Origin of the sequence: Actinoplanes rectilineatus (assembly GCF_000962825.1) — a bacterium.
GTDB classification, from domain to species: domain Bacteria; phylum Actinomycetota; class Actinomycetes; order Mycobacteriales; family Micromonosporaceae; genus Actinoplanes; species Actinoplanes rectilineatus.
In genome coordinates, this window is the sequence record NZ_JZKF01000161.1 from 1 (window position 1) to 7,758 (window position 7,758).

Annotated in this window: 1 pseudogene; it reads right to left on the minus strand. The window is 72.0% G+C overall.

Going from position 1 to position 7,758, the window contains the following annotated elements:
• Window positions 1-7,758, minus strand: a pseudogene (locus WH85_RS51980) (hypothetical protein); the annotation flags it as partial.

The following is a 7,758-nucleotide window of genomic DNA, read 5'->3' on the forward strand; positions in this document are numbered from 1 at the left end:
TGTCCTGGCCCGGTGAATCGTTCGGCCCGATCCGCGAGTTGTTCCACGAGAAGCCGATCACGGTGACCGGGAACGGCGGGTTCGTGGTGCGGACCTGGTTGACCGCGTTCTGGATGGCGGTGTCCGAGAACGATCGGCCGAAGCCGTTGACGCCGATGACCAGGCCGAAACGACCGCTGGGATCCCCGGTGCGGAAGCCCTGGGCGTACGCGGTGATGAGGTTCTGGAGGTCGTCGTCGGGGGTGACCGGAACCGTGGCGAGATAGGCCGGCTTGTCGGTGTCCGTGCCGGAACGCGAACCGAGCCGGCCGACGGTGACCGGGGTGCCGACCTGCTTGAACTGGTACGTGCGCACCGCGTTCTGGAACGACTGGCTGCCCTTGTCCCGCAGGACCTCCCGCATCTCCCGGGTCGCCGGGGCGGCGGTCGGCGTCGTGCGGGACCGGGGCGCCTGCGAGGGCGTGTGCGGACTCGCCGCGGGCTCCGGCGCCTGCTCCCGCTGCTGTTGCTGCTGGGCGAAGTGCAGGTCGAGGGTCAGCGACTGGTTCGCGGTCGCACCCGAGAGGTAGGGGCCGTCCGTGCTGCTCGCGGTGGACGACAGGAACGTGCGCCAGGCGCCGGTCGGCGGCAGCTGCGGCGGCTTCGGCCGGCCGTCCGGACCGTAGGCCGAAGCGGTGCTGACGAAGGCCTCGCCGCCGCGCGTGGTCCACACCGGCCCGTCCGGCGCGTGGACCTCGGTGCCGGGCAGCCGGTCGGCGAGCTGCTGAGCGAGCCCATCCGGGGTGCCGGAGTCGCTGATGACCAGGGTGATCGGCTGACCGGTCCAAGCCGGGTCAGCGGTGATCCGCGCGGCGATCCGCTCCGCGGTGATCGGCGCACGGTTGTCCGGCGCGGTGTCCGGGACCAGCACATAGTGCCCGGGCGGTGCGGTCACGGTGGGTACGTCGGCCGGGTCGCCTCCCACGGTACGCACGACAGTCTGCTCGGCGAGCGGCTCCGCGGGCCGCGCGGGCTCCGGAGTGGCCGGCCGGTCGTTCGCGGGCATGTCGAGTCCCGCCTCGCGGACCTCGTCGTAGAGCTGCTCGGCCGACGCGATGTCCGCCGCCGGCGTGCCGGTGAGCTGGACCCCGGCCAGTTCGGCGCCGCGCAGCACCTCGTAGAGCGAGTGGTTGTCGGCGGCCAGCATCCACGCGGTGGTGGCGGCCAGGAAGTCCCGTTCCGTCACGCCGGGCACGTCGAGCATCCGGAACGTGGTGAGCAGGCGGGCGGCGGTCAGCGAGGTCCCCGAGGTCACCGGGATCTCCCGCTGCTGGTTGACGTCCTGGAACCAGGCGCTGTCCGGGTCGAGACGGTAGAACCCGCGACCGCTCACCCAGGGCAGCGGCAGCTCGGGGCCCTGCTCGTCGGCGCCCAGCCAGGTCTTCCACGGCTCCGGGTGCTTCGCGGTGCCGAACACCTCGCGGGTCACCCGGGCGACGGTCGGTTTCCCGTCCACCTCCGGTCCGAACTCGACGGAGACCGACGCGGTGTTCTTGGTGGCGAGCACGGCGCTCAGGTCCGGCTTGCCGTCGGGGCCGTACTTCACCTGGTCCAGCGGCACGTCCTCGGACGACATGACGTCGACGGTGAACGGACCGGCGGCCTTGCTCTTCAGGAACGCCGCCTCGAACCTGCCGAGGTCGGTGCCGGCCAGCCGGAGCTGGCGCGGGGTGACCGCGTACGGGCCGCGGACCTGCTCCCGGGAGCCGCGCGCGGTCCGGCCGCTCTCGTTCTGCTCGCGGATTCCGAGGTCGATCCGCTGCTGGTCGCCGAAGCGGGCGATCAGGTTGAACGCCCGGAACGGGTCGTCGTCGCCGTCGCGATCCGGTTCGGCGGGCAGCTCCTGCTTGACCGCGAGACGCACCGGATTGTCGAGGAATGCGGCGTACGCCTTCAGATCGGTGGTGTTCAGACCGAGCTGATCCGACCGGTTCCAGTCCTTGTTCCGGATGATGTCCAGCGCCAGCAGCTTGAACGTGGTCTCGCCCGGGCCGGGCTTCTTGTTGTAGTACGCGGCGTTGTACAGCGCCGTCATGACCTCGCGCAGGTTGCCGTCACGCAGCAGCGCGGCCGTCTCGCTGTCCTTCAGCCCGGTGCCGACCTGGCCCGCGCTGTCCGCCTTGCGCTGCAGGAACGCCTTGCCCGGTGCACCGGTCGGCGAGGGCTTGGCCCGCGCGGCGTTCAGCACCTCGTTCAGGCGCGCGGCCACCTTGACCGCGGTGTCGCGGACCTGCGGGGACTGCGAGAGGTGGTTACCGAGACGCCGCTCGAACTGCTGGTTCGACTCCTGCGCGTCCTTCGGGCGCAGCGGGGCGGGCGGTTGCGGGGACGGCGTGCCGAACGGGGCCATCTCGCCGCGCGGGTCCGGCGTGCTCTCCACCAGCAGGTCGCTGGGCGGCCCGGAGTCGGAGTCCGAGTCGTCCAGGGTCACCTCGGCCATCAGGTCGGCCGGCGGCTCCAGGTCGGAGTCGGTGTCGCCGGCCGGGGTCTCCGGCGACACCCCGAGCTGGTCGGCCAGGTCGTAGACGTCGGTGAGCCGGTTCTCCGACTCGGTCAGCGACTCGTGGGCGGCGTCCAGGTGGGCGGTGGCGGCGGCGTGCGCGTCGTTCGACTCCGGTTCCCGGAACGTCAGGTCGGCGACCTGGTCGGCGGCGTCCCGGGCGTCGGCGCGGATGTCGTCGACCGCGGACGTCAGGTCGGCGCCGAGGGTGTCCAGGTCGGCGAGCAGGTCACGGGACTCGCTGAGGTGTTCCGAGGTGCGGTTCACCGCCGGGTACGCGCGCAGCAGCGCATCCGCCATCGCGAGGTTCTGCTGCGGCCCGGGCGGGAGGGCGCGGGCGGCGTCGGCGTCCGCGGCGGCCTGTGCGGCCCGGTCCGCCCGCTGCTGTGCCTCGGTCGCCAGTCGGGTGAGCCGGTCGTGCGCCGACTGCAGATAGCGCAGGTCGGTGGCGGCGCGGTCGGCCGCGGTGTGCGCGCGGGCCGCGTCGTCGCGGAAGTCGCGGACGGTGGCGGCCTCCCGGGCCGCCTGGCTGAGCGAGGTCCCCACCGGCCCGTTCTGCCTGCGGACGTGGTCCCGGGTCTCGGTGGCGAGCTGCCGCAGCTGCTGTGCGCCGGGTGTGGTCCCGGCCCGGTTCGCGGCGTCGACGCCGGCCTGGGCGAGCTTCGGCGCCTGGTCGGCGCGCTGTTCGATCTGCCGGCGTCCGGCCGAGAGGTCGGCGTGACCGGCGGCGGCGTCCCGGTGGATGTCGGCGGCGTTCTCGCGCGTGGTCTCGGCCGGGGCGACGTCGGCCAGTGCCGGGGCGATCGTGTCGACCGCGGCCCGGGTGTCCTCGGCGATCCGGGTGGCGTCCGACTGCGCCCAGCCGGCGAGCTGGTCGATCGCGGCAGCCATCCGGGTGGCGTCGACATCGAAGTCGCCGACGGTCGCGTGGGTGTCCATGACGTGCGGCAGGTCGGTGACGGTGAGCCGGCCGGGGTCGGTGGCCGGCGTCTCGAACTGCACGAACCGGTAGCCCTCGGCGGGCGGGGTGAGCGGCTCGCCGTCGGGCCCGCGCAGGTCGGACTCGGTGACGACGGCGTGGCCGGTCGGTCCGGACCACACCGTGCCGTTCGGCGCGATGATCTTGACGCCGGGCAGCTCCCGCGCCAGCTGGGCGGCGAAACCGTTCTGCCGGTCGACGGCGGTGTCGCAGACGATCAGCACGACCGGCCGGTCGGCCCGGCGGGCGCCGTCCGCCCGGATCTGCGCCGCGAGCTGTGCCGGCGTGACCCGGGTGTCGCCGACGCGCAGGGCGTACGGCTCACCGTGGCCGAACACGTGGTAGCGGTCCGGCCGGTCCGGATAGGACTCGGCGATGCGCTGCGTCCTGGTGTCGCCGGGATCGGCGACGACGATTCCGGAGACGACCTCGGACGGCGCCGCCGGGATGCCGGTCGCCGTCGACGGCCCCGCGGCCGGGGCGAACGAGCCGAACATGTCCATGCCGCCGCGGTCGTCGTCGCTGTCGTCCGCGTCCTGGTCACCGAACATGTCGAAACCGAGGCCGTCGTCGTCGCTGTCGGCGTCCTGCGCCACCGCGACCGGCGGCGGCGTGTACGGCGCGTAGGTGACCTGACCACGGGCGTCGACCGTGCGCTGCAACTCCACCCGGCCCAGCGGACGGGCGCCCTGCACCGGGTACGTCCGCGGCGGGTTGCCGCTGCCGTCGTGGACGGTGAGCGCGACCCGGGTGCCGGTGGCGGCGGCCAGCTCCACCACGTCGTGCGCGGCGGCGATCCGGGTGATCTCGGTGCTGTCCGCCGGATCGGTGCGCTGCTGAGAGGCCGGCATGTCCGGGGCGAGCGCGGCCCGGACCAGGTGACCGTTGTCGTACGGGTTGGCCCGCCGCATCTCGGCCGCGGTGTCCAGGTTGACCCGGTCCCGGCCGGACCGGAGCGTGTCGGTGCGCAGGCTCTCCGGGGTCGTCCCGGGCGCCACGGTGGTGAGCACGTCGGCGATGGCGTGATAGAGCGAACCCGGCTGGAGACTGAGCCCGCCCCGGTCGGCCATCACCGTCGCGGCGGCGAACTCCTGCTGGATGGTGCCGGAGTCGTTGGAGGTCGCCACCAGGTGCGCGGCCACCAGACGCTGGCTGTCCGGGATGCCGACCGTCCGGGCCGGGTCCGTCGACGTGACCCGGGGGTCGACGCCGGTGAAGGTCTCCTTGTCGGCGGCCGGGGGCGGCTCCGGCGCCGGGGCGGCTCCCGGAGCCGGCAGCGAGACGGCCGGGACGAGCTGGTTGTGCCGCTGCGCGCCGAGCTGCTTGGCCTGCCGGTCGGTGAGCGACTGCTGCCACGTGTCCCGGTTGCCGCCGTCGGTGTGGTCGACCGGCGCGGTGAACGGCTTCCCGGTGGCGAACTCCGGATTGCGGAGCTCCGCCTTGTACTCCTTGAACCCGGTGCCGACGGTGTTGAACAGCTGCCGGTTGACGGTGGTCGGCACGGCGTGCGACTGCGGCAGGAAGTTGCTCGCGGCGAAGTCGGCGGCGAGCCGGGACAGGTCCGTCGGCGTGGCCGAACCGACGAAATCGGTCATGAAGGCCTGGTCGCGGTCCGGGTGCCGGTTGTTCTGCGAGTCGACCTGGACCTCGGTGGAGAGCACCCGGTCGGACAGCCCGTCCAGGGTGGCGCTGCCGTGCGAGGCGGCCAGCTCCCGGCCGTAGCTCTCGTGCAGGGTCTCGCTGAGCATCAGGAACTCGGCGCCGGCGTCACCGAACCGGACGTCCGGGCGGCCGAGGGTGAGCAGGCCGTCGACGAAGAGGTTCGGCTCCGGCGAGTACGGCAGCATCGGGTGCGACGCGGCCTGCCGGTCCCGGGAGCGCATGTCCTCGTCGACCGCGACGCCGAAGTCCCGGACGAACTTGTCGCGGCCGGCCGGTGTGGCGAGCCGCTCCAGCCCGCTCTGCGCGGCCTTGAGCTTCAGACGTTCGACGGTGAGTTCCTTCGCGGACTCCGCGTCGTCCTTCGCCTCCAGCTCGGTGATCTTCTGGTCGTGCTCATCGACACGCTGTTCCAGACGCTCACGGGTGCGCTCGACGAGGGCGTCCGGATCGCCGACCCGGTATCCACCGGAGATCATCATCGGCCGGGCCGGCGGCTCCTGCTGCGTGCCGGTGTTCGCCGGGTCGAACCTCGTCGCCGTGTCGATCCGGTCGAAGACGTGCGTGCCGTCCTCGAGCGTGCGGGCGCCGTCGTCGAAATCCTGGATCGAGATGTACGGGTACCGCTTGCCCTCGCCGTCGGCGTCCCCGTGGGCGAGACCCGTGATCGCGGCGACCGTGTCCGGGTCACGCATCACCTGGTTACGGGTCCGGCCGTACGGGAACTTGCCGTTCTTGGTGCCGACGGCGTACCCGTTGACCGCGACCGGGACGTCGATGCCCTGCTCCGCCAGGTTCTCGACGATCCGGCCGGCCTCGGCGATCTTCTCCTGGAAGGCGGCGTCCGGGGCCGGGTCGGTGGTGTTGACGCCGAAGACGAAGGCGACCTTGGTGTCCGGTCCGAGCCCGGCGGTGATCGACGTGATCACCTCCGGGATCCGGTCGATGTCACTCGCCGGCATCATCGAGTTGACCACGAAGCCGATCGGCGCCCTGCTGTTCTTGAGGTCGATCGTCTCCTGCCGGTAGTTGCCCGGACCGACGTCCCGGGTGTCCCGCGTCAGCGCGTCGAACGCGGCGTTCCGCGCACCCGGCACCCGGGTCGGCGTGAACACCGGACCGGTGTCCTGCGGGCCGGTCTCCGTGGCGGCCGGCCCCTCGACGGGGGTGACCGGCGACGACGACGGCTGCCGCACCGGTGCCCGCGACGGGGTGTGCGGGTTGGTCGCCAGCGCCTGGTGCGTCTTGCCGGCCACCTTGACCAGCGTCGACCGGGTCTCCTTCGGGAGATCCTTGAAGTCGTTGAGCAGGTTCGTCCGGGTGGTCGGGCTGATCGGCTCGACACTCTGGAAGGCGAGCCGGGTCAGGCCGTCGACCCGGTTGACGCCGGCGTCCGGGTAGAACGTCTGGATGTAGTTCTGGACCTGCTTCTTCCAGGTCTCCCGGTCGGCGTGACTCTGCGGGATGCCGTCCGGGCGGGTCGCGTCGTAGTTCTGCAGCAGCCGGCCGGCCCGGGTCTCCAGCGACACGTCCGGGTCGAACGCGCCGAACGCGAGCAGGGTGTCGGTGTCGTCGGCGCCGAAGAGACGCTGCTTGGCGACCGACTGGGCGAGCCCGCGGCCCTCCTTCGAGGTGTACTTCAGTTCGCCCTCGGGCTCGTTGCGTACCCCGAAGGTGATGTTGTTCTCGAGGCTGGGATTGTCCAGCCGGACGAACGTGTTCGGCTCGGGCATGTACACCGAGCGCGGGTCCACGCCGGCCATCGCCTTACGGACCTCACGGTCCCGGTGGTTCGCCTGCCTGACCTGATCGGAGGCGTTCTCGAGGGTGTAGCCGCCGCTGAGGATCTGAACCTCGCCACGGTCGGCGATGGCGGCGTCGGCCTTGTTGAACAGGGCGTCCATCGACGCGACGTCGGCGTCCCCGGTGTGCAGGAAGGTGGGATTGGCGCCGGCCTGCTCCTGCAGGTCCTGCAACATCTGCTCGGCGTTCGGGTGCCGCACGATCGATTCCCGGATGGCGGCGTACGGGATGGTGTCCTGGCCCGGGGCGTCGTTCGGTCCGATCCGGGAGTTGTTCCAGGAGAAGCCGACCACGGTGACCGGGAACGGCGGGTTGGCGTTGCGGACCTGGTCGACCGCGTTCTGGATGGCGGTGTCCGAGAATGATCGACCGAACCCGTTGACGCCGATGACCAGGCCGAAACGGCCGTCCGACGTTCCGGGACGGAAGCCCTGGGCGTACGCATCGATGATGTCTTGGATGTCGTCGTCGGGGGTCGCCGGAACCGTGGCGAGGTAGGCCGGTTTGTCGGCGGTCTCCGGGTTGCGCGGACCGAGCCGTCCCACGGTGACCGGGGTGCCGACCTGCTTGAACTGGTAGGTGCGGAGCGCGTCCTGGAACGGCTGGCTGCCCTTGCCGGGAAGCATGGTCGGCCGGTTGTTCTGGGGCGCGGCCGAGTCGGTGTGCACGTCGTTGCGGAGTGTGTTCGCCGGGGTGAGGTTGTTGACCGGTCCGGCGGTGTCCGAGACGTTCTGGATGAGTTGCAGGTCTTTGTCGTGCAGGTAGCGGGTGGGGCCGT